Raw genomic sequence first — 21,697 nt, forward strand, 5'->3', positions numbered from 1 at the left:
GGGCAGGGCCCCCGTATGCCGGTGTGCCGGACCGATCGTACGACCTGGTCCGGCACATCGGTGGGGCCATTCGGCGGTGGCCGCTCCGACATGCGACGATGTGCGGCATGTCGCAGCAGCCCCCCGTTCGGAGCACCGGCTCCCCGCCTCCGCGTCCCGACGCGTCGATGTCGCTGCTGACCAACGTCATGGACCACGCGCTGGACGACGGATACGCGGAGGCGACCGCCCGCCGCGCCGCCGAGGGCGGTGGCCTGCCGCGTACGCTGCGGGCCAAGCTGGGGCTCGCCGCCGGGCTCGTCCTCGCCGCGGCGGTCGTCACCGTGGGCGCGGCCCAGACGCAGATATCGGCGCCCGTCGTGGCCAAGGAGCGCGAAGAGCTCATCGACCGCATCAAGGCCGAGACGACGGCCGTGGAGCGGCTGGAAGAGGACATCGAGAAACTGCGCGGCGAAGTGGGGGAGAGACAGCGCGCGGCCCTCCAGGAGCACGGCGGTGAGCGCGGTGGCCTCGTGGCCCTGCTGTCCGGTGCGACCGATGTGACCGGTCCCGGGATCAAGCTCGTCATCGACGACGCGAAGGGCGCGGCGGAGGGCGGCGGGGGGCCCCGTGAGGGCGGCGGCTTCTCCGACACCGGCCGGGTACGCGACCGCGACATGCAGCGGGTCGTCAACGGGCTGTGGCAGTCCGGCGCGGAAGCCGTCGCGATCAACGGGCAGCGGCTGACCGCCCTGTCCGCGATCAGGGCCGCCGGTGACGCCATACTGGTGGACAACAGACCGCTCGTACCGCCGTACACGGTGCTCGCGGTGGGGGACGGGAAACGGCTCAGCACCCGGTTCCAGGACAGCGCGGACGGCCGCTACCTGCACGCGCTGGAGGAGAACTTCGGTATCCGCAGCGGAATCTCCGCGCAGGACCGGGTGAATCTGCCCGCGGCGCCGAGTCTGATCGTACGAACAGCACAGCCGAGGACTTCCGGCGCCGGCACGGGCGACGGACAGGGCACGGCCGACACAGGGAAGGGCACATCGTGATCGCCGTACTGGGCCTCGTCGTGGGAGTGGTGGTCGGACTGTTGGTCCGGCCCGAGGTGCCGGCGGTGGTCGAGCCCTATCTGCCGATCGCCGTCGTCGCCGCGCTCGACGCCGTGTTCGGCGGGCTGCGGGCCATGCTCGACGGGATCTTCGTCGACAAGGTCTTCGTCGTGTCGTTCCTGTCGAACGTCGTCGTGGCCGCGCTGATCGTGTTCCTCGGCGACAAGCTCGGAGTCGGCGCGCAGCTGTCCACGGGTGTCGTGGTCGTCTTCGGCATCCGGATCTTCTCCAACGCCGCCGCCATCCGGCGGCATGTGTTCCGGGCGTGAGGCCGATGAGCGACGAAGACCGCACCCCGAGCGCCCCGGAGGCCGCGAACACCCCGAGCGCTTCGAACGGCCCCGGCGTCCCGGACGGCATGAACCCTTCGCGGGAGCCGCGGCGGCCGGAGAGCGGGACGGAGACGGCGCCCGCGGAACCCGTGGAGATGACCGGCCGGCAGCGGCTGGTCGCCGGCCTGTGGCCGCCGCGGGTCACGCGCGCGCAACTCGTCGTCGCCCTGCTGCTCTTCGGTCTCGGCCTGGGCCTGGCCATCCAGGTACGCTCCACCAGCGACGACGGCACGCTGCGCGGCGCCCGCCAGGAGGACCTGGTCCGCATCCTGGACGAGCTGGACGACCGCAGCCAGCGGCTGGAGGACGAGAAGACCCGGCTCGACGCGCAGCGCCGTGAGCTGGAGAACAGCTCCAACCAGGCCGAAGAGGCCCGCAGGCAGACGCAGGAGAGGGAGCGTCAGTTGGGCGTGCTGGCCGGTACGGTGGCCGCCGAGGGGCCAGGCATCACATTCACCGTGGAGGACCCGCTGACCGCCGTCGAGCCGGACAAGCTGCTGGACACGATCCAGGAGCTGCGCGCCGCCGGGGCCGAGGCCATCCAGGTCAACGACGTTCGGGTCGTCGCCGACTCGTACTTCTCGGGAGAGGCCGGGGCCGTCGAGGTGGACGGGCGGAAGATCAGCGCGCCGTACCGCTTCCAGGTCATCGGCAAGCCGCAGGATCTGGAGCCCGCGCTCAATATCCCGGGCGGGATCGTGCAGACCCTGGAGAAGGAGCAGGCCACGGCCACGGTGACCCGCTCGGAGAAGATCGTTGTTGACGCCTTGCGACCGGCGGAGCGGCCTGACTACGCTCGGTCGTCACCGCGGTGAGGCCCAGGCATATGGGGCCGCGCGGCGGGAACGCCCGAGGGACCGGGCCTGACAGGGAGGCGAGACAGTGGGGGCAGCTTCCGTGACGGCTGGACCGGCGACTCGTCGGTGGTTCGGCACCCCCGGCCGGGAGGTCGCGGGGGGTCGCCGTTTCAAGAGCGTGGTGTGTGGTGGAAACTGTCCGGAGGATACGGACGTTGTGAGAGTGTCCGGGTCGGCAGGTGTGTTCATTCAGGGTTCGTCCTGCCCCACGGGCGGGTCTGTTTCGTTCAAGGGGAATCGCCCGTGAAGTTGTTTGCGAAGTTGTTCGGCAAGAGCGCACGCGAGGACGGCGGCAACGCCAGGCATCGCGCGCCGCGGCACGGTCAGAGCGAGGAGGAGCAGGGCGCGGAGCGGCCCCTCTTCCGTGACGAGGTGGCTGGTCCGGGTGGTGACATTACGGGCGGACAGGGCGCGTCTTCTGTTGACCCTGCCGGTCCCGCCCGCATAGGTTCCGATCCGTACGCGACCAGCGTCCACGCGGCCGGGCCGCGGCAGGAGGATGGGTCCATGCCGGTGTGTACGCGGTGCGGACACCGCAATGCCGAGGCGAGTCGGTTCTGCTCGAACTGCGGCGCCCCGCTGCGGGGCGGCGCCCCCGCCGAGCGGGCGTCGGAGACGACCTCCACGATCTCCATCTCGGGGCTGGAGGCGTACGACAGCGAGACCACCGGTCAGACGGCGCTGCCGTCGCTGTCGCCCGAGGCGCAGGCCGCCGTGGACGCCCTGCCGCTGGGATCGGCGCTGCTCGTGGTGCGGCGCGGGCCGAACTCCGGCAGCCGCTTCCTGCTCGACGGCGACCTGACGACCGCCGGCCGTCACCCCCAGAGCGACATCTTCCTGGACGACGTGACCGTGTCCCGTCGCCATGTGGAGTTCCGCCGGGCGGCCGACGGCAGCTTCACCGTCGCGGACGTCGGCAGCCTCAACGGCACGTATGTCAACCGTGAGCCGATCGAAGCCGTCCAGCTCACCAACGGTGACGAGGTGCAGATCGGCAAGTACCGGCTGGTCTTCTACACGAGCCAGCGGGGCGTCTGACCTGCCCCGGACTCCGTCCGGGGGCACCCCCGCCCCCGGGCCGGGTCCGGGGGCACCGCCCTCGGGCTCGTCCGGGGGGACCCAAGGGAAGGTCCATGCTGCGAACACCGACAGGCGGTGCCGGTCACGGCGCCGCCGACGCGGGTGACCGGCTGGTGAGCATCGGCACGGTCCTCAACCAGCTGCGGGAGGAGTTTCCCGAGGTCACCATCTCCAAGATCCGGTTTCTGGAGGCGGAGGGTCTGGTCGAGCCGCGGCGGACGGCGTCCGGGTACCGGAAGTTCAGCCCGGACGACGTGGAGCGGCTGGCGCTGATCCTGCGGATGCAGCGGGACCACTACCTGCCGCTGAAGGTCATCCGGGAGCATCTGGACGCCCTGGCGCGCGGTGAGCCGATCCAGCTGCCGGCCCAGGGGGCGCGCGGCGAGCCGTCGGACGGCGGAAGCCCGTGGGAGCCGGACGAGGACCGGGTGACCGCCGCGCGGCTGGGCCGTGCCGAGCTCCTCGCCGCCGCCGAGGCGAGCGAGGAGGAACTGGCCGAGTGGGAGTCGTACGGGCTTGTCACACCCACGGCGGACGGTGGCTATGACGCGGAGGCCGTGACGGTCGCGAAGCTCGTCGCCGAGCTGGGCCGGTTCGGCCTCGAGCCCCGCCATCTGCGGGTCGTGAAGGCCGCCGCCGAGCGGGAGGCGGGGCTGGTGGAGCAGGTCGTCGCGCCGCTGCGGCGGCACCGCAATCCGCAGACCCGGGCACACGCCGAGGCCACCGCGAAGGAGCTGGCCGCGCTGTCCGTGCGGCTCCACGCGGCCCTGGTCCGGTCGGCTCTCGGAGTGCGCTTCCCCTGACCTCGGCCGAACCCGACTATCCAAACCGGTGCGGCACGTCCTAGGGTTGCTGTGTGAACGAGCTCGATGTTGTCGGTGTCCGGGTGGAAATGCCGTCCAACCAGCCGATCGTGCTCCTGCGTGAAGTGGGAGGCGACCGCTACCTCCCGATCTGGATCGGCCCGGGAGAGGCGACGGCGATCGCCTTCGCGCAGCAGGGCATGACCCCTGCCAGGCCGCTTACCCATGACCTTTTCAAGGACGTGCTCGAGGCCGTGGGCCAGGAGCTGACCGAGGTCCGCATCACGGACCTGCGTGAAGGGGTCTTCTACGCGGAGCTGGTCTTCGCCAGCGGTGTCGAGGTGAGTGCCCGGCCCTCCGACGCCATAGCGCTGGCCTTGCGTACCGGAACGCCGATCTTCGGCAGTGACGGCGTCCTCGACGACGCGGGGATCGCGATTCCGGACGAGCAGGAGGACGAGGTGGAGAAGTTCCGCGAGTTCCTCGACCAGATCTCTCCGGAGGACTTCGGCACCGGCAACCAGTGACCAGGGGCGGCGCCGCGCGGGTGCGCGGCGCGCCGGGGGCGCACGGAGGTGGTGTTCACCCGGCGCCCGAGGGGCGCTCGGTGCGTTCTCCGCGCATTTGAGAAGCCGTTCCCGGAAGTCGGACACGTCAAACCACTCTCAGGGTGATTATCACTCGGCGTGGCGAGTGTGGCGATCGTTGACGCACCCGTGGGGACTGCCTACCGTCGATGTGGCAGGTCAAGGACGGAGGGTCGGCGTGATGAGCAGCGGCGACGGTACGGCAGGGGGTCTCCCCGGACGGAGTCCGGTAGAGAGCGGGCCGTATCCGCTTCACGGAAGTGCGTCCGAGCCGGCGACCGACGTCATCGGGTACCGGGGTCCCACCGCGTGTGCGGCCGCCGGGATCACGTACCGGCAGCTCGACTACTGGGCCCGCACGGGGCTGGTCGAGCCGAGCGTCCGGCCCGCGTACGGGTCGGGGACGCAGCGTCTCTACAGCTTCCGGGACGTCGTCGTCCTGAAGATCGTCAAGCGGTTCCTGGACACGGGGGTCGCCCTCCAGAACATCCGGGCCGCCGTGCAGCACCTGCGCGACCGGGGGCTGCGGGATCTGGAGCGGATGACGCTGATGAGTGACGGCGCGACGGTGTACGAGTGCTCGTCGCCGGACGAGGTCGTGGACCTGCTCCAGGGCGGGCAGGGCATCTTCGGGATCGCGGTCGGTGTCGTGTGGCGGGACGTCGAGGTGGCGCTGTCGCAGCTGCACGGCGAGCGGGTGGACACGGGCGAGACCCTGGTGGGGCACAACCCGGCCGACGAGCTGGCGCGTCGCCGCCGCGACAAGGCCGTCTGAGCGACGTGTGCGCCGCCGCACGCGTGTCGTACGTGTGTGCGGGCGATTGTCAGTGGCATAGGGCAGCATCGGTGGTGTGAGAGCCGCGCCGACCATCCTCCATCTCGACATGGACGCGTTCTTCGCCGCCGTCGAGCAGGCGGCGAAACCCAGTCTGCGCGGCAGGCCCGTGATCGTGGGCGGTCTGGGACCGCGCGGGGTCGTCGCGACGGCGTCGTACGAGGCGCGGCGGTTCGGGGTGCGGTCGGCGATGCCGATGGCGCAGGCCCGGCGGCTGGCGCCGAACGCCGCCTATCTGGTGCCGCGCTTCACCGTGTACCGGACGGTGAGCGGCCAGGTCATGGAGCTGCTGGGGCGGCTTTCGCCGCTGGTGGAGCCGCTCAGCCTCGACGAGGCGTTCGTGGACCTGGAGGCCGGGGGCGCCGCGTACGACGGGGAGACGGCGCGGGCGGTGGGGGAGCGGCTGCGCGCGGACATCCGCGCCGTGACCGGGCTGACGGGGTCGGTGGGGCTCGCGGGGACCAAGATGCTGGCGAAGATCGCCTCCGAGGAGGCCAAGCCGGACGGCCTGGTGCTCATCGAGCCGGGCACGGAGCGGGCGCTGCTGGCCCCGATGGGGGTGCGGACCCTGCCCGGTGTCGGGCCTGCCACCGAGGACCACCTGAGACGGGCCGGGATGACCACGGTCGCCGATCTGGCGGAGGCCGGTGAGGACGAGCTCGTACGGCTCCTGGGGAAGGCGCACGGGGCGTCGCTGTACGCGATGGCGCTCGGCCGCGACGACCGGCCGGTGGTGGCGGAGCGGGACGCCAAGTCGGTCTCCGTGGAGGACACCTTCGACGTGGACCTGCACGACCGGGTGCGGGTGCGGTGGGAGGTGGAGCGGCTCGCCGAGCGGTGCGTGCGGCGGCTGCGGGCCGCCGGCCGGTCGGGGCGCACGGTGGTGCTCAAGGTGCGGCGGTACGACTTCTCGACGCTGACGCGGTCCGAGACGCTGCGCGGGCCGACCGACGACCTGGTGGTGGTGCGGGAGGCGGCCGCGCGGCTGCTGGACGCGGTGGACACGACCGGTGGGGTGCGGCTGCTCGGGGTGGGGGTCACGGGGCTGGCCGACTTCACGCAGGAGGACCTTTTCGCCCAGGCGTCGGCCGGGGAGTCGGCAGCGGAGGCGTTGGCCGGGGAGTCGGCGGACGCGGCGGTGGCGCCGGAGGGTGTGGACGCCTCCGAGGGCTTGTCGGAGCCGGTGCGCGCCGGGACGGCGTCGCAGGGCGGGGCGGCGTCGCAGGGCGGGGCGGCGTCGCAGGGCGGGGCGGGGGCTGAGGTGCCGCCGTCGGAGGCCGGGCCGGGCGGGGCTGCCGAGGCCGGTGGGGGGCCGGGCGCGGGGGAGCGGCGGTGGGCGGCCGGGGCGGATGTGCGGCACGCCGTGTACGGGGCCGGGTGGGTGCAGGGCAGCGGGCTCGGGCGGGTCACCGTACGGTTCGAGGAACCCTGGTCGCCGCCCGGCCGGGTCAGGACGTTCCGGACGGACGACCCGGACCTGGAGCCGTCCGACCCGCTGCCGCTCGTGCCGGGCGCGGATCAGTCGCCGTCCGCCACGGCGCCGACGTCCCTGCCGGGGGAGGGCGCGGACGGCAGGTCCAGGTCGTAGTGCCGGTACAGGCGGAGTTCCTGTTCCGGCGAGAGGTGCCGGCCCACCCCGAGGTTCGGGGCGTCCTTGATGAGTGCCTTGGGGTACGGGACGTGCAGGCCGTCGGCGGCGACCCGGCTCGGCTCCAGCGGGACGAACGCGTCGCGCCCGAAGAGGCCGGTCCGTAGCGCCGCCCATTCGGGGACGCCCGTCGCGTCGTCCAGGTACACCTCGTCCACCGTGCCGATCCGGTGGCCGTCGCGGTCGAACGCCTTGCGCCCGATCAAGCTGCGCGGGTCGATATCGGTCTGCACAGTTCCTCCAGCCGGTCGCACCTGGTCACAACTGGTCCGTAAACACTACGAAAGGGCACAACGGTGACGTCGGCCACTCGAGGGAACCGTCCGGAACCTCGCTGGTAGGCTGGCATTGGCTGCTGACCCCGTGCGGGAGAGTCCTCCGGAGAAGTCGTCCGGAGGCGCCGAAGGAGCAAATCCTCCCCGGAATCTCTCAGGCCCCCGTACCGCACGGACGAGGTCACTCTGGAAAGCAGGGCGGGCGTCGGACGGCACCCGCCCTCACCGACGGTGAAAGCCGTGCCACCCCTCACCGGGTCGCGCGGCGAAGCTCTCAGGTTGAGATGACAGAGGGGGAGGCCGTCCGGGCACCCGCGCCGAGGTGCCCCTCGCAGGTCGCTACGACCAGGAGGCCCCCGTACATGACCGCCAACCGCATTCCGCTCTCCCAGCTCGAGCGGGGCACCCCCTTCGAGCAGCGCCACATCGGCCCCGACGCCGAGGCGCGCGCCAAGATGCTCGCGCAGGTCGGCTACGGCTCGCTCGACGAGCTCACGGCGGCCGCGGTGCCGGACGTGATCAAGAGCGCCGAGACGCTCGCCCTGCCCGAGGCCCGCAGTGAGGCCGAGGTCCTCGCCGAGCTGCGCGCCCTCGCGGGCCGCAACCAGGTGCTGGCCCCGATGATCGGCCTCGGCTACTACGGCACGTTCACCCCGCCGGTCATCCTCCGCAACGTCATGGAGAACCCGGCCTGGTACACCGCGTACACGCCGTACCAGCCGGAGATCTCGCAGGGCCGTCTGGAGGCGCTGCTCAACTTCCAGACCGTCGTCGCCGACCTGACCGGTCTGCCCACCTCCGGCGCCTCCCTCCTCGACGAGGGCACCGCGGCCGCCGAGGCCATGTCCCTCGCCCGGCGCGTCGGCAAGGTCAAGAACGGCGTCTTCCTCGTGGACGCCGACGCCCTGCCGCAGACGATCGCCGTCATCGAGACGCGCGCCGAGCCGACCGGTGTCGAGGTCGTCGTCGCGGACCTGAGCGACGGCATCCCGGCCGAGGTCGCCGAGCGCGGTGTCTTCGGCGTGCTCCTCCAGTACCCGGGCGCGTCCGGCGCCGTCCGCGACATCAAGCCGCTGATCGACGCCGCGCACGAGCTGGGCGCCGTCGTCACCGTCGCCGCCGACCTGCTGGCGCTGACCCTGCTCACCTCGCCCGGCGAGCTGGGCGCGGACATCGCCGTCGGCACCACCCAGCGCTTCGGCGTCCCGATGGGCTTCGGCGGCCCGCACGCCGGTTACATGGCCGTCCGCGACGCGTTCGCCCGCAGCCTGCCCGGCCGCCTCGTCGGCGTCTCCGTCGACGCCGACGGCAACAAGGCGTACCGCCTGGCCCTCCAGACCCGCGAGCAGCACATCCGCCGCGAGAAGGCCACCAGCAACATCTGCACCGCCCAGGTGCTCCTCGCCGTCATGGCCGGCATGTACGCCGTCTACCACGGCCCCGAGGGCCTGAAGGAGATCGCCCGGCGCACCCACCGGTACGCGGCGATCCTCGCGGCCGGTCTGCGCGCCGGTGGCGTCGAGGTCGTCCACGGCGACTTCTTCGACACGATCACCGCGCGGGTGCCCGGCAAGGCCGCCGACGTCGTCGCCGCTGCCCGCGAGGGCGGCGTGAACCTCCACCTCGTGGACGCCGACCACGTCTCCGTCGCCTGCGACGAGACCACCGGCCGCGCCCAGCTCACCGCCGTCTGGGCCGCCTTCGGCGTGACCGGCGACATCGAGGCGCTGGACGCCGAGACCGCCGACGCGCTGCCCGAGGCGCTGCTGCGCACCGACGACTACCTCACCCACCCGGTCTTCCACGCGCACCGCTCCGAGACCGCGATGCTGCGCTACCTGCGCAAGCTCGCCGACCGCGACTACGCGCTGGACCGCGGCATGATCCCGCTCGGCTCCTGCACGATGAAGCTGAACGCGACCACCGAGATGGAGCCGGTCACCTGGCCCGAGTTCGGCCAGATGCACCCCTTCGCCCCGGCGGAGCAGGCCGAGGGCTACCTCACGCTCATCCACGAGCTGGAGGACCGCCTCGCCGAGGTCACCGGCTACGACAAGGTCTCCCTCCAGCCCAACGCCGGTTCGCAGGGCGAGCTGGCGGGCCTGCTCGCCGTGCGCGCGTACCACCGCGCCAGCGGCGACACGCAGCGCACGGTCTGCCTCATCCCGTCCTCCGCGCACGGCACCAACGCCGCGTCCGCCGTCATGGCCGGGATGAAGGTCGTCGTCGTCAAGACCGCCGACGACGGCGAGATCGACGTCGCCGACCTGCGCGCCAAGATCGAGCAGTACCGCGACGAACTGTCCGTGCTGATGATCACGTACCCGTCGACGCACGGCGTCTTCGAGGAGCACGTCGCCGACATCTGCGCCCAGGTCCACGAGGCCGGCGGCCAGGTGTACGTGGACGGCGCCAACCTCAACGCGCTCGTCGGCCTGGCGAAGCCCGGCAAGTTCGGCGGCGACGTGTCGCACCTGAACCTGCACAAGACGTTCTGCATCCCGCACGGCGGCGGCGGCCCCGGCGTCGGCCCGGTCGCGGTCCGCTCGCACCTCGCCCCGTACCTGCCGAACCACCCGCTCCAGCCGTCCGCGGGCCCGGAGACCGGCGTCGGCCCGATCTCGGCGGCGCCCTGGGGCTCGGCCGGCATCCTGCCGATCTCCTGGTCGTACGTACGGCTCATGGGCGGCGAGGGCCTCAAGCGCGCCACGCAGGTCGCCGTCCTCGCGGCGAACTACATCGCCAAGCGCCTGGAGCCGCACTACCCGGTCCTGTACACCGGCCCGGGCGGTCTCGTCGCCCACGAGTGCATCATCGACCTGCGCCCCCTGTCCAAGGAGACCGGCGTCAGCGTCGACGACATCGCCAAGCGCCTGATCGACTACGGCTTCCACGCGCCGACCATGTCGTTCCCGGTCGCCGGGACGCTGATGATCGAGCCGACCGAGTCCGAGGACCTCACCGAGCTCGACCGGTTCTGCGACACGATGATCGCGATCCGCGGCGAGATCGAGAAGGTCGCCTCCGGTGACTGGCCGGCCGACGACAACCCGCTGCGCAACGCCCCGCACACGGCGGCCGCGCTCGGCGGCGAGTGGGACCACGCCTACAGCCGTGACGAGGCCGTCTTCCCGGCCGGTGTCTCGGCCGCGGACAAGTACTGGCCGCCGGTGCGCCGGATCGACGGCGCGTTCGGCGACCGGAACCTGGTCTGCTCCTGCCCGCCGCTGGACGAGTACGACGCCTGAGCCGGGCGGCTGACGCGGTAAGCGCCGGGGCCGGTACGGAGGTTCATCGCCTCCGTACCGGCCCCTCGCCGTGTGCGGCGCCTTGTCGTGTGCGGCGCCTTCCCGGCCCGTGCCGTCCGGTTACGCGGCCCTCGCCACCCGGGACGCGGTCAGCGGGCGGTGCGGCGCGATGATCTGGCCGTCCGGCAGCAGCTCGCCCGTGTCCTCGAACAGCAGGACGCCGTTGCACAGCAGGCTCCAGCCCTGCTCCGGGTGGTGGGCCACCACGCGGGCGGCCTCCCGGTCGGCGGAGTCTGCGGTCGGGCAGGGTGGCTGGTGCTGGCACATGATGGGGATCTTTCGCTGCGATGTGGAGTCTGCTCTGCGGCTCGACGTGGTGTTCATGGCCGCCCCCCGTCTTCTGGTCGGTCCGTTCCAGTGTTGCCCTACGGGCGTGTTTCCGCAGGGATTTCACGGCAGCGCTTCCTATAGCTGAAGGACGTATCACCCGCGCGGATGGTTCAGCACGACCTCCCTGTCACTTCGGGTGGTTCGCCCTGGTCACAGTGGACTAGCCCGGACGGGCCAGAGGCGCGCGCGAAGGTGCCCCGCGTCCCCAGGGGGCGCGGGGCACCGGTGTGCGCCGGGGGTGTCCCCCCAATCAGGCCGTCGAGCCGAGCAGCGGCGGCGGCACGAGCCGCACGGTGAGCCTCGGCAGGAGGTCCGCGACGCGGTGCGGGCGGTGCGCGGCGATCCCGGGCGGCGCGGGGGCGAGCGGGATCAGCACGTCCGCCGGGTCGGGCGCGCCCTCGGCGGGGTCGGCGGCCGGGTCGCCGTGCAGCCACAGCGTCAGCATGTACAGATCGGGGATCGACAGCAGACGCGGCTGCCACGGGGACCCGGACGCGTCGGCCTGGCGCAGCGCCCGTTCCGTGGAGGCGAGATAGGGGCCTTCGAAGAAGTGCGAGAAGGTCCAGCCGCCCGCCGTGCGCAGGGTGTCGGCGGCCGCCAGGGTCACCTCCCCGCCGCGGATCAGGAACCGCCACCCCGCGAGCCGGGTGGCGGGTGCGCCCGCCGGTGCGGCCGTCGGCGCGGTGACGCCGAGGACGTGTACGGGAAGGGGCAGTTCGGCGCTGAGCGGTCCCGGGAAGGACCGCAGCGCGGGCGTACCGGCGGCGCGCAGGGCGGGGGAGCCGAGGGCCGCGAGAACGCTGTGCTGGGCAGGCGCGGGTGCCTGGGAGACGTGGAGCGGCATGGTGGGTCGCCTCTCACTCAAGAGACAGGAGGGTGGAGCGTGCGTGGGTGCGGACGGCGCTGTCAGCGACGGGGCCGTGGGCGCCGGGGCGCCATGCCGGGGCGCCGGGTCCCAGCCTCGTGGGCGGAGTTTATACGACACGTGTTCACCTTGTGTTTCCGCTAGCCGTTCCCGGTGAATACGTCAAGGCGCCGACAGGACATGGATTCACGGCAATTTCCGGTGAATTATCCGCCGCTCCGAAGCCCCTGCCTGCACGGTTCTCCCGCAGGTGGACGGCTGAATCTCGTCAGCTTTTTCCACCACGCCGCGTACGGAGATCTGCTAGCCGTTCCATGCCTTTGGAATGTGCCGGGCGACCGTCCCGGCCAGCGTAGTGGCAAAGCCCTCGCCGCGTGGGCGTTACGGATCGGCGGGGCTGGGCATCATCGTCCCTGACCGAGCGGCGACGCCGCGTGCCGCCCACTCGAGGAGGGATGCTTCGATGGGGGAGAAGGTCGTGGCAGTCAGGTTCGACCTGGCCGATCGGCAGAGGTACCGCAGGAAACTCCGGAGCTGTCTGGACGCGCTGGAGCGGCTGTTCGCGGAGAAACGGTTCGACCGCCCGCGCAACCTCATGGGGCTGGAGATCGAGCTGAATCTCGCGGGGGCCGACGGGCTGCCCAGGATGATGAACGCGCAGGTGCTGGAGCGCATCGCGAGCCGGGATTTCCAGACGGAACTCGGAATGTTCAACCTCGAAGTGAACATCGCGCCGCACCCGCTCGCCGGACATGTTTTCTCACAGCTCGCCGAGGAACTGCGCACCGGCCTGGGATATGCCCACCGCAAGGCGGAGGAGGTGGGCGCGGGCATCCTGATGATCGGCATACTCCCCACGCTCACCCGGCGCGACGTGGACCTCGTCAACATCTCCGACGTCGACCGCTACATGCTGCTCAACGACCAGATCGTCGCCGCCCGGGGCGAGGACTTCACCCTGGAGGTCGACGGTGTGGAGCGGCTGGGCTGTACGGCGGCGTCCATCACCCCCGAGGCCGCCTGCACCTCCGTACAGCTCCACCTCCAGGTCACCCCGGCGCGCTTCGCCGACGTGTGGAACGCGGCGCAGGCCGTCGCCGCCGTGCAGATCGCGACCGGTGCCAACTCCCCGTTCCTCTTCGGGCGCGAGCTGTGGCGCGAGACCCGGCCGCCGCTGTTCCGGCAGGCCACCGACACGCGCCCGCCCGAGCTGCAGGCGCAGGGGGTGCGGCCGCGCACCTGGTTCGGCGAGCGGTGGGTGGACTCCGCGTATGAGCTGTTCGAGGAGAACTACCGCTACTTCCCCGCGCTGCTGCCGCTGTGCGGCGACGAGGACCCGATGCGCGTCCTCGACGAGGGGGGCGCGCCGTCCCTTCAGGAGCTCGTCCTGCACAACGGCACCGTGTACCGCTGGAACCGGCCCGTGTACGGCGTGATGGACGGCGTCCCGCACCTGCGGGTGGAGAACCGGGTGCTGCCCGCCGGGCCCACCGTCGAGGACGTCGTCGCCAACGCCGCCTTCTACTACGGGCTGGTGCGCGCCCTCGCCGACGACCCGAGGCCCGTGTGGAAGCGGATGCCGTTCCAGGACGCCTCCGACAACTTCGACGCCGCCTGCCGGTACGGGATCGACGCCGAACTGCGCTGGCCCCGCCCCGGGCGCGGTGGTGTGACCGCCGTACCCGCCGTGAAGCTTGTACGGGACGAACTGCTGCCGCTCGCAGCCTCCGGGCTGGACGCCTGGGGTGTCGAGCCGGGCGACCGGGACCGCTTGCTCGGCATCATCGAGGAGCGCTGTCGCCGCCGCGTCAACGGCGCGACATGGCAGGTCGAAACGTTTCACCGGGCCCAGGAGGCGGGCCTGGACCGGGAGGCGGCGCTGGCCGCGACCGCCCGCCGCTACCGGGAGCTGGCGCTCACCGGCGAGCCGGTCCACACCTGGCCCGTACGGTCCCCGGGGCGGTACCCGCAGCGGGGCCGCTGAGACCGGCGCGGTCGGGCGCGACCGGGCGCGACCGGGTCACCGGAGTCGTTCCGGGGGACCCGTTCGCGTGTCCCGCGATCGTGTCGGGCAAGCTGGAGCGCGCCAGATTGAGGACGGGAGGCGCGCGTGCGAACAGATGCGGGAGCGACGGCCGGTGCGGTGGGCGGGCCGCGCGGGACACTGCGGTCCGAGACGCTCATCGTGCTCGCCCTGTCGCTGGGCGCGAGCGCCGTCTCCTCGCTGATCAGCTTCGTCGGGTCGCTGACCAGACCGGGCGGGCTCAAGGACCAGGCGGCCACGCTCAACGGCTCATACGCGCCGGGGAGGCCCTGGCTCGACCTCGCGTGGCAGCTGTTCTCCATCACCACCGCCCTCGTGCCGGTGGTCCTGGTCGCGCATCTGCTGCTGCGGGAGGGCGCCGGGCTGCGCGCGATCGGCTTCGACCGCACCCGGCCCTGGCCCGACCTCGGGCGCGGCACGCTGGTCGCGGCGGCGATCGGCGGCGCCGGGCTGGCGTTCTACCTGCTGTCGCGGGCTCTCGGGATGAACCTCACGGTCGTGCCCGAGTCGCTGCCGGGCGAGTGGTGGAAGTTCCCGGTCCTGATCCTGTCGGCGCTCCAGAACTCCGTGGTGGAGGAGGTCATCGTCGTCGGCTACCTGCTGCGCAGGCTGGGGCAGCTGGGCTGGTCCCCGATGGCGGCGCTCGTGGCCAGTTCGGTGCTGCGCGGCTCGTACCACCTGTACCAGGGCATCGGCGGGTTCATCGGCAACATGGTCATGGGCGTCGTCTTCGTGCTGCTGTACCGGCGGTGGGGGCGGGTCGGGCCCCTGGTCGTGGCGCACGCGCTGCTCGACATCGTGGCGTTCGTCGGGTACGCGCTGCTGGCGGGCAAGGTGGGGTGGCTGCCCACAGCGTGACGCGCGGTGCGACCGGCGGGGTGAGGCGCGGTGGGGGGTTGCGGCGGGTGGCGGCGCCGTGGGGGGTTCGGCGGGGCGTGGGCGGTTCGGCGGGCGGTGGGCTCAGAGGCGTAGGTCGCCCTCGATGACGGTGACCGCCTGACCGGTCAGGAGGGTGCGGTCGCCGCGCAGCGCGGTGCGTACGACTCCGGTGCGGGCGCCGCCCTGGAGGCCGGTCAGCTCGGTGCGGCCGATGCGGGCCGACCAGAACGGGGCCAGGGCCGTGTGCGCGCTGCCCGTGACCGGGTCCTCGTCGATGCCGACGCGCGGGAAGAAGCAGCGGGACACGAAGTCGTGGCCGCGCGACGGGTCCTCGGCGGCCGCGGTGGCGATGACGCCCCGCTCGGACAGCGCGGCCAGCGCCGGAAGGTCGGGGGTGAGCGCGCGTACGGTCCTCTCGTCCCGCAGCTCGACCAGCAGGTCACCGATGTGGGCCGCCGTGTCGTGGACCGAGACGACCTCCGCGCCGAGCGCCTCGGCGAGGCCTGCCGGCGGCTCGATCGGGGTGAGCGACGAGGTGGGGAAGTCCATCGTGATCGTGCCGTCCTCGGCGGCGGTCGTGGTGAGCACACCGCAGCGTGCGGCGAACCGCACCGTGCCGGTGGCCCGGCCCGACGCGCGCAGCACATGGGCGGTGGCCAGCGTGGCGTGCCCGCACATGTCGACCTCGGTGACCGGGGTGAACCAGCGCAGCGCCCAGTCGGCCTCGCCACCGGGCGGCAGCGGGTGCGCGAAGGCGGTCTCGGAGAGGTTGACCTCCGCGGCGACCTTCTGGAGCCAGTGGTCGTCGGGGAAGGCGTCGAGGAGCAGGACGCCCGCCGGGTTGCCGGAGAAGGGCCGGTCGGTGAAGGCGTCCACGATACGAATCCGCATGACCACGACCGTATGCGGCGGCGGAGAGCGCGGGCCAATGCCAATCCGCGGTATCTGGACCGGGCCGACGGCCGGTCTCGGCGGATGCCGGCCAGGCCGCCGAGGTCATCGGTCAGCCGGTGGCGGCGTCGATCCCGAGGGCGGGCAGGCGGGCACCGCCGCCGACGAGTCGGACGTCGTCGCGCCGCCGCTCGCCGTCGGCCCCACCGTCCCATCTCCGCGGGCTCGCCCCGCCGGGCGTTCCGGGTGAGCCGTCCGGCGCGTACCCCAGGGCCAGGGCCTGCCGGCCCCCGCCCACCCCACATCGCCCGCGGCCGGCTCCACGCGCGCTCCGGACCGTCCGCGAGAGGTACATCGGATGGCCGAGAGTCACGGGCCTGCGTGGCCGCGCCCTTGCGCGCCACCGGGGCCAGGCGTTCCAGGGTTCGTCCGTCGCCGACGTGGGGCTGCGCCAACCGCCGGGAGGGCGGTCGGGCTCCGCCGGGACCGGCGCCGGGGAATCGTCCGCATTCCTTGTCGGTGAGCGTCTTGCGATATATCGTTGTAGCATCGCGACGGATCGGCGACTGGGGAGTGTAGTGATGCGTTCACATGGTCACGAGCATGAAGGCGGGCGTGGGCACGGGTACTGCGGGCCCGGACGGCACGAGCGTGGCGAGTTCGAGGGGCGGCGGGCCGCTTTCGGGCCCTTCGGTCCTGGCTTCGGGGGCGGCTCCGGGTTCGGGCCGTTCGGGGGGCCGTTCGGCGGTGGGCGCGGGCGCGGCGGTGGCCGGGGCAGGGCGCGGCGGGGCGATGTGCGCGCGTCGATCCTGGCGCTGCTCAAGGAACGCCCCATGCACGGCTACGAGATGATCCGGGAGATCGCCGAGCGCAGCGGCGGCGCCTGGAAGCCGAGCCCCGGCTCCGTCTACCCGACCCTCCAGCTGCTGGAGGACGAGGGGGCGATCGAGAGTCGCAGCGAGGGCGGCAAGAGGCTCTTCGCGCTCACCGACAGCGGTCGCGAAGAGGCCGAGTCCGCGCCCGAGGCCCCCTGGGAGGAGGCCGGCAAGGGCATCGACTGGGAATCCGTGAACGAGATCCGTCAGGCGGGCTTCGGGCTGCTGGAGGCGTTCGGCCAGGTGTGGAAGACGGGCTCCGCCGAACAGCGGCAGAAGGCGCTCGGCGTCATCAGCGACGCCCGGAAGAAGCTCTATCTGATCCTCGCCGACGAGGACTGACGCACCGAAGGGCCTGATGGCCCCGACGGCGCCCCGGCCTCGGGATTCGCGGCCGGGGCGCCCTTTCGGCGTGAATCAAGGGGCGCGCGCTCGGGGAAAGCGCTTCTCCGGCCTCCTCCCTGAGAAGGAGGCGGCCAGGCCCGGCGCCCACCCTGTGTGGGACGCGGCATGCTTCCTCACGGGGATGTCCCGGGCCGCCCCCGCCTGATGAGGTGGTCGGGTGCAGAGCTCCACCTCGGGTCCCCCCTCCCGGCCCGCCGGCGACCCGGCCGGAACACCCGCCGGTCAGCAGCCCGGAACGCCCGTCGGCCGCGCCGGTACGGAGGACCGCCTCACCGCCGAACTGGCCGCCGTCGTCGTGGGCGCGCGGCGCAGGGCCGTCAGGGACGGCGACCGGCAGACCGACACCGCCCACCTCCTCCACGCGCTGGTCGAGGCCGCCCCGGCCGTCCGGGACGCCCTCGGCGCGCCACGGGCCGCCCGCGTCCTCGCCTACCTCGTGCAGCGCAGCATCGGCTATGGGCTCCGCTGGCACGGCACCGTCGAGAGATCGGGCGCCCCGCCCCCCGTACCCGGCCCGGCGCACCACGGCTGGTCGCCCGCCGCTGCCGCCGCCCTCGACCTGGCGTGCGCGCGGGCGCGGGCACGCGGCGAACAGCGGGCCCAACCGCTGGACCTGCTCGCCGGACTCGCCGCCGACCCCGACTGCCGGGCCGTGCAGGTCCTGGCCCGCGCGGGGGTGGACAGGGTCCGGCTGAACGCCCGGATCGAGCACCCGTCTCAACAGGTGTCACCGCCTTTACGGTCCTGACGCCGCCTGCCATCATGTGGCGATGCACGCGTCTCAGGTGAGAAGCGCCGGCCTGGGACTGGCCCTGGCCTCGGCGTTCGCATTCGGTGGATCAGGTGTCGCGGCCAAGCCGCTCATCCAGGCGGGTCTCGACCCGCTGCACGTGGTGTGGCTGCGGGTGACGGGCGCCGCGCTCGTCATGCTGCCCGTGGCCTGGCACCACCGGGACCTGGTGCGGCGCAGACCGGCGCTCCTCGCGGGCTTCGGACTCCTCGCCGTCGCCGGTGTCCAGGCGTTCTACTTCGCCGCCCTCTCCCGCATACCCGTGGGCGTCGCGCTGCTCGTCGAGTACCTCGCGCCGGCCCTCGTCCTCGGCTGGGTCCGGTTCGTGCAGCGCCGCCCGGTGACCCGCGCCGCGGCCCTCGGTGTCGTCCTCGCCGTGACCGGCCTCGCCTGCGTCGTCGAGGTGTGGTCCGGGCTCCGCTTCGACGTGCTCGGCCTCGTCCTCGCGCTCGGCGCCGCCTGCTGCCAGGTCGGCTACTTCGTCCTGTCCGACCAGGGCGGCGACGAGGAGCGGCCCGCCGACCCGCTCGGCGTCATCGCGTACGGGCTCCTCGTCGGCGCCGCCGTCCTCACCGTCCTCGCCCGTCCCTGGGGCATGGACTGGGGCGTCCTGACCGGCACCGCCGACCTGGGCGGCACGACCGCGCCCGCGTGGCTGCTGCTCGGCTGGATCGTCCTGATCGCGACCGTCCTCGCGTACGTCACCGGCGTCATCTCCGTACGCCGCCTCTCCCCGCAGGTCGCCGGGGTCGTGGCCTGCCTGGAGGCGGTCATCGCGACCGTCCTCGCCTGGGTCCTGCTCGGCGAGCACCTGTCGGCGCCGCAGCTCGCGGGCGGCACGCTCGTCCTCGTGGGCGCGTTCATCGCCCAGTCCACCACGCCCAAGGGGGGCGCGGGCCCCGTGGCGGGCTCCGATCCGCTGCCGGACGAGGACCTGTTGCCCGCCGACCGGGCCGCCCCGTAGGCTTCCCGGCATGCACGCGACCGTACTTCCGCCGCCCGCCGCGTAACGCGGGCGGCCACCTCCTGACGAAGACCCGGCTCGGGCGCGCCCCGAGCGGCTCGTCGCTGCCCGCGTGCGGATCAGAGCAGCCGACAGCCGTCTTCCTCGGAGAGTTCACGTGTCGCACCACCTCAGTACGTCCTCCACGCCTGCCGCCGCGCCCGTCGGGCGCAGCCTCCTCTACCTGATCGTCGCCGGGATCGCCTGGGGCACCGCCGGGGCGGCCGCCTCGCTCGTGTTCCGCGTCAGCGATCTCGGCTCGCTCGCCCTGTCGTTCTGGCGCTGCGTCGGCGGGCTCGCGCTGATGCTCGGCGTCCTCGCGCTGCGCCGGGGCCGGCCGGGACGCCGGGGCGGTACGGGCGGCCGGGGCCGTACCGGCGGGCGCCGGACCGTCGAGCCGCGCCGCCGGGTGCTCCTGCGCGTCCTCGGTACCGGCATCGGCCTCACCGTCTTCCAGAGCGCCTACTTCGCCGCCGTCGCCGCGACCGGGCTCGCCGTCGGCACCGTCGTCACGCTGGGGGCGGGGCCCGTCCTCATGGCGGTCGGCGCCCGGCTCACCATGGGGGAGCGGCTCGGGCGCGGCGGGGTCGTCGCGGTCGGCGGCGCGCTCGCCGGGCTCACGGTGCTGGTCCTGGGCGGTGACGCCGCGACCGTACGGCCCGCGGGGGTCGCCCTGGCGCTGCTGTCGGCCGCCGCGTACGCCGCGATGACGCTGCTCACCCGGTGGCTCGGCCGCGACGGGGGCGGCGGCGACGCGCTGGCCACCACCACCTGGGCGTTCGCCGTGGGCGCGGTCGGGTTGCTGCCGCTCGCTGCCGTCGAGGGGCTGGTGCCGGTCACGGCGGAGCCCGTGCGGGTGCTGGTGCTCGTCGTGTACGTGGCCGCCGTGCCGACCGCGCTCGCGTACGCGCTGTACTTCGCCGGGGCGGCCGTGGTGCGGTCCGCGACCGTGTCGGTGATCATGCTCCTGGAGCCGGTGAGCGCGGCGGTCATCGCGGTCGCCCTCCTGGACGAGCGCCTGACCGCCGCGACCGTGGTGGGCACGCTGCTGCTGCTCGCGGCGGTCACCGGACTGGCGCTCGCCGAGACCCGGCTCGCGGCGGCACGGCGCAGGGAGGCGGCGGTGGCCGACCGGGCCGGGGCGGGTGCCCTGGTGGACGCCGGGCCGGGTGCCGTATCGGGCGGCCCTGGCGGTGACGGGGGCGGGCCGGATGCCGGTCGGGCCGTGGTCCGGGCGCTCGGCTGAGCGGTCGGCGGCAGGGGCGGGTGACCAGCGCTCGGTGGCCGGGCCCGAGGGCCGAGGCTGCGGCCGGGCGGGGCTGAAGCGGCGGCCCCGCGTACCCGGATCGCGGGTCGCGGGGCCGGTGCCGGACGGTCGCTCGTCCTCAGGTGGCCGGTGCCGTGTGGGCGCGGCGGCGGGACTGGTGGGCGCGGGCCGCCGCGTCACGGGGGCCGTCGCGCTCCGCGAGGCCCGCCGCGATGCCGTCCTGCACGTACCGCGGCTTGTGCAGCGCGTACTTGAACTTGGGCCGCACCTCGGTCACCTCCAGCCGCAGGCCCCGCAGCCCCGCCAGGAGCCGTCCGAACGGCGCCTCGCCGGGCGCCGCCGGGGCCGTGCCGCCCTCCGGCTGGAAGTGGGCGACCTGCTCGTTGAGCAGCGCCGCCTTCTCCGCCGGGTCGTCCACCACACGGGCCGTGCAGACCAGCTGGACGGCGGCGTAGAACGAGGTCGGCGTGCCGTGCTCCGGCGGGGCGCCCTCCGGCGCGGCCCACGGGCCCGGTACGAACACGTAGTCGTCGACGACGCTGAGCACCACCCGCGGGTTCGCCTCCAGCGCCGGCCACAGCGGGTTGGGACGGGCCAGGTGGGTGATCACCTCGCCGTACGGGCCGGGCCCGGCGTCGTACCGGAAGTGCAGCGGCTGCGCCCACGGCGGCTCGCCGGGCAGCCCGTTCACCACGAGCTGGCCGAAGTCGTGGTGGAGGAGCCACCGGCGCCACTCGCTCTCGTCGTGCGCCGCGTCCCAGGGGTGGATCAGCATCGGGGCGGCCTCCTCAGAGCGCGGCGAGGTAGTCGGGCAGGGCGGCGGACGGGTCCAGGTCCTCGTCCGGGATGGCCGTGCCGTACCGGGTGGTCAGCGGGATCACACCGGCCCAGTGGGGGAGGGACAGGTCCTCGGGCTCGTCGTTGACCCCGCCGGTGCGGACCTTCGCGGACACCTCGGCCAGGCCGAGGCGGAGCACGGCCGTCGCGGCCAGCTCCTTGGCGTTGGCGGGCCGGGAGTCGGCCGAGCGGCCCGGGACGACGTGGTCCACCAGGGCGTCCAGCGCGGCCCGCTTCTCCTCGGCGTCCGTGACCTGGTACGCCGTGCCGTGCACCACGACCGAGCGGTAGTTGACCGAGTGGTGGAAGGCCGAGCGGGCCAGGACCAGGCCGTCCACGTGGGTCACCGTCAGGCACACGGCCAGCCCCGGGTCGGCGTCGGGGCCGCCGTCCGCCATGCGCAGGGGGCGCGAGCCGGTGGAGCCGTGGACGTACAGGCGCTCGCCCACCCGCCCGTAGAGCGTGGGCAGCACGACCGGCCGGCCGTCGCGGACGAAACCCAGGTGGCAGACGTACGCCTCGTCGAGTATCGCGTGGACCAGCTCCCGGTCGTACGACGCCCTCGGCCGGCCGCGGGTGGGGACGGTGAGGTCGGTCGGCTCGTACGCGCCGCGGGCTCCCGGCTCCCCGGCGGCGGACGTGGTGGTCTCCGGCATTGCGGTCTCCATTGCACTAGTGCATACTGGGCT

General features: G+C 73.3%; 21 protein-coding genes and 1 riboswitch. Of the genes, 15 read left to right on the top strand and 6 right to left on the bottom strand.

Annotated elements, in window-relative coordinates; translation table 11 throughout:
* Positions 1-107: 107 nt before the first annotated feature.
* From J116_RS24650 to J116_RS24685, 8 genes are all read left to right on the top strand, one after another.
* The gene (locus tag J116_RS24650; RefSeq protein ID WP_028964467.1) at positions 108-1,037 is read left to right on the top strand and encodes a DUF881 domain-containing protein; all 930 of its coding nucleotides are present in this window, start codon (positions 108-110) and stop codon (positions 1,035-1,037) included.
* Positions 1,034-1,366 (top strand): small basic family protein, encoded by a 333-nt coding sequence (locus tag J116_RS24655; RefSeq protein ID WP_023543062.1) that lies wholly within the window; start codon positions 1,034-1,036, stop codon positions 1,364-1,366. Before J116_RS24650 ends, J116_RS24655 begins: the two co-directional genes overlap by 4 nt.
* Before the next feature lie 89 nt (positions 1,367-1,455).
* Positions 1,456-2,244: a DUF881 domain-containing protein gene (locus J116_RS24660; RefSeq protein ID WP_028964468.1), complete on the top strand. Its 789-nt coding sequence runs from the start codon at positions 1,456-1,458 to the stop codon at positions 2,242-2,244.
* 165 nt (positions 2,245-2,409) lie between these two features.
* Positions 2,410-3,324, top strand: a complete 915-nt coding sequence (locus J116_RS28860; RefSeq protein WP_079147802.1) for an FHA domain-containing protein — start codon at positions 2,410-2,412, stop codon at positions 3,322-3,324.
* Between the two features lie 95 nt (positions 3,325-3,419).
* The gene (ftsR, locus tag J116_RS24670) at positions 3,420-4,169 is read left to right on the top strand and encodes a transcriptional regulator FtsR (protein WP_023589745.1); all 750 of its coding nucleotides are present in this window, start codon (positions 3,420-3,422) and stop codon (positions 4,167-4,169) included.
* Positions 4,170-4,222: 53 nt separating this feature from the next.
* Complete coding sequence (locus J116_RS24675; RefSeq protein ID WP_023589746.1) at positions 4,223-4,696, top strand: bifunctional nuclease family protein; 474 nt, start codon at positions 4,223-4,225, stop codon at positions 4,694-4,696.
* Positions 4,697-4,937: 241 nt separating this feature from the next.
* A complete protein-coding gene (locus tag J116_RS24680; protein WP_023589747.1) occupies positions 4,938-5,531 on the top strand; it encodes a MerR family transcriptional regulator in 594 nt (197 codons plus the stop codon).
* Between the two features lie 76 nt (positions 5,532-5,607).
* Entirely contained in the window at positions 5,608-7,179 is a 1,572-nt protein-coding gene (locus J116_RS24685) for a DNA polymerase IV (protein ID WP_028964471.1), read from the top strand.
* Here J116_RS24685 and J116_RS24690 read toward each other — a convergent pair.
* A complete protein-coding gene (locus tag J116_RS24690; RefSeq protein ID WP_023589749.1) occupies positions 7,110-7,472 on the bottom strand; it encodes a PRC-barrel domain-containing protein in 363 nt (120 codons plus the stop codon). The two genes, J116_RS24685 and J116_RS24690, sit on opposite strands and share 70 nt — an antisense overlap.
* Positions 7,473-7,595: 123 nt before the next feature.
* Positions 7,596-7,694, top strand: a riboswitch (glycine riboswitch).
* 182 nt (positions 7,695-7,876) lie between these two features.
* On the opposite strand from J116_RS24690, the gene gcvP reads away from it, so the two are divergent.
* Complete coding sequence (gene gcvP / locus J116_RS24695; protein ID WP_023589750.1) at positions 7,877-10,762, top strand: aminomethyl-transferring glycine dehydrogenase; 2,886 nt, start codon at positions 7,877-7,879, stop codon at positions 10,760-10,762.
* Between the two features lie 120 nt (positions 10,763-10,882).
* Here gcvP and J116_RS24700 read toward each other — a convergent pair whose 3' ends face one another.
* Positions 10,883-11,089, bottom strand: a complete 207-nt coding sequence (locus J116_RS24700; protein WP_023589751.1) for a DUF5999 family protein — start codon at positions 11,087-11,089, stop codon at positions 10,883-10,885.
* Positions 11,090-11,402: 313 nt separating this feature from the next.
* Positions 11,403-11,996 (bottom strand): hypothetical protein, encoded by a 594-nt coding sequence (locus tag J116_RS24705; protein WP_023589752.1) that lies wholly within the window; start codon positions 11,994-11,996, stop codon positions 11,403-11,405.
* Between the two features lie 484 nt (positions 11,997-12,480).
* Between J116_RS24705 and J116_RS24710 the strand changes: the two genes are divergently transcribed.
* On the top strand, positions 12,481-14,001 hold the full coding sequence (locus tag J116_RS24710; protein WP_023589753.1) for a glutamate-cysteine ligase family protein: 1,521 nt from the start codon (positions 12,481-12,483) through the stop codon (positions 13,999-14,001).
* Positions 14,002-14,127: 126 nt separating this feature from the next.
* Positions 14,128-14,919 carry a CPBP family intramembrane glutamic endopeptidase gene (locus J116_RS24715; protein WP_037946948.1) on the top strand — a complete coding sequence of 264 codons (792 nt, stop codon included), beginning with the start codon at positions 14,128-14,130 and terminating at the stop codon, positions 14,917-14,919.
* Between the two features lie 102 nt (positions 14,920-15,021).
* Here J116_RS24715 and J116_RS24720 read toward each other — a convergent pair whose 3' ends face one another.
* Positions 15,022-15,831, bottom strand: coding sequence for a PhzF family phenazine biosynthesis protein (locus J116_RS24720; RefSeq protein ID WP_023589755.1), 810 nt, complete (start codon positions 15,829-15,831; stop codon positions 15,022-15,024).
* 581 nt (positions 15,832-16,412) lie between these two features.
* Here J116_RS24720 and J116_RS24730 point away from each other — a divergent pair.
* The 4 genes from J116_RS24730 to J116_RS24745 all read left to right on the top strand — a co-directional run bounded on the left by J116_RS24730 (position 16,413) and on the right by J116_RS24745 (position 20,150).
* Complete coding sequence (locus tag J116_RS24730; RefSeq protein ID WP_023589757.1) at positions 16,413-17,048, top strand: PadR family transcriptional regulator; 636 nt, start codon at positions 16,413-16,415, stop codon at positions 17,046-17,048.
* A gap of 220 nt (positions 17,049-17,268) precedes the next feature.
* Positions 17,269-17,859, top strand: coding sequence for a Clp protease N-terminal domain-containing protein (locus tag J116_RS24735; RefSeq protein WP_023589758.1), 591 nt, complete (start codon positions 17,269-17,271; stop codon positions 17,857-17,859).
* 22 nt (positions 17,860-17,881) lie between these two features.
* Positions 17,882-18,865 (top strand): EamA family transporter, encoded by a 984-nt coding sequence (locus J116_RS24740; protein WP_028964473.1) that lies wholly within the window; start codon positions 17,882-17,884, stop codon positions 18,863-18,865.
* 157 nt (positions 18,866-19,022) lie between these two features.
* Positions 19,023-20,150: a DMT family transporter gene (locus J116_RS24745; RefSeq protein WP_023589760.1), complete on the top strand. Its 1,128-nt coding sequence runs from the start codon at positions 19,023-19,025 to the stop codon at positions 20,148-20,150.
* A 139-nt stretch (positions 20,151-20,289) separates the two neighbouring features.
* Here J116_RS24745 and J116_RS24750 read toward each other — a convergent pair whose 3' ends face one another.
* On the bottom strand, positions 20,290-20,946 hold the full coding sequence (locus tag J116_RS24750; protein ID WP_023589761.1) for an FMN-binding negative transcriptional regulator: 657 nt from the start codon (positions 20,944-20,946) through the stop codon (positions 20,290-20,292).
* A gap of 13 nt (positions 20,947-20,959) precedes the next feature.
* Positions 20,960-21,664 (bottom strand): pyridoxamine 5'-phosphate oxidase family protein, encoded by a 705-nt coding sequence (locus J116_RS24755; protein WP_023589762.1) that lies wholly within the window; start codon positions 21,662-21,664, stop codon positions 20,960-20,962.
* Between the last annotated feature and the right edge of the window lie 33 nt (positions 21,665-21,697).

Source organism: Streptomyces thermolilacinus SPC6 (assembly GCF_000478605.2).
GTDB classification, from domain to species: Bacteria; Actinomycetota; Actinomycetes; order Streptomycetales; family Streptomycetaceae; genus Streptomyces; species Streptomyces thermolilacinus.

What these genes read in the sequence shown, in the direction of transcription:
- J116_RS24705 (WP_023589752.1), bottom strand. Translation starts at nt 11,996, where the DNA reads ATGCCGCTCCACGTCTCCCAGGCACCCGCGCCTGCCCAGCACAGCGTT.
- J116_RS24750 (WP_023589761.1), bottom strand. Translation starts at nt 20,946, where the DNA reads ATGCTGATCCACCCCTGGGACGCGGCGCACGACGAGAGCGAGTGGCGC.
- J116_RS24710 (WP_023589753.1), top strand. Translation starts at nt 12,481, where the DNA reads ATGGGGGAGAAGGTCGTGGCAGTCAGGTTCGACCTGGCCGATCGGCAG.
- ftsR (WP_023589745.1), top strand. Translation starts at nt 3,420, where the DNA reads ATGCTGCGAACACCGACAGGCGGTGCCGGTCACGGCGCCGCCGACGCG.
- gcvP (WP_023589750.1), top strand. Translation starts at nt 7,877, where the DNA reads ATGACCGCCAACCGCATTCCGCTCTCCCAGCTCGAGCGGGGCACCCCC.
- J116_RS24650 (WP_028964467.1), top strand. Translation starts at nt 108, where the DNA reads ATGTCGCAGCAGCCCCCCGTTCGGAGCACCGGCTCCCCGCCTCCGCGT.
- J116_RS24755 (WP_023589762.1), bottom strand. Translation starts at nt 21,664, where the DNA reads ATGCCGGAGACCACCACGTCCGCCGCCGGGGAGCCGGGAGCCCGCGGC.
- J116_RS24720 (WP_023589755.1), bottom strand. Translation starts at nt 15,831, where the DNA reads ATGCGGATTCGTATCGTGGACGCCTTCACCGACCGGCCCTTCTCCGGC.
- J116_RS24680 (WP_023589747.1), top strand. Translation starts at nt 4,938, where the DNA reads ATGAGCAGCGGCGACGGTACGGCAGGGGGTCTCCCCGGACGGAGTCCG.
- J116_RS24660 (WP_028964468.1), top strand. Translation starts at nt 1,456, where the DNA reads ATGAACCCTTCGCGGGAGCCGCGGCGGCCGGAGAGCGGGACGGAGACG.
- J116_RS24730 (WP_023589757.1), top strand. Translation starts at nt 16,413, where the DNA reads ATGCGTTCACATGGTCACGAGCATGAAGGCGGGCGTGGGCACGGGTAC.
- J116_RS24740 (WP_028964473.1), top strand. Translation starts at nt 17,882, where the DNA reads ATGCACGCGTCTCAGGTGAGAAGCGCCGGCCTGGGACTGGCCCTGGCC.
- J116_RS24700 (WP_023589751.1), bottom strand. Translation starts at nt 11,089, where the DNA reads ATGTGCCAGCACCAGCCACCCTGCCCGACCGCAGACTCCGCCGACCGG.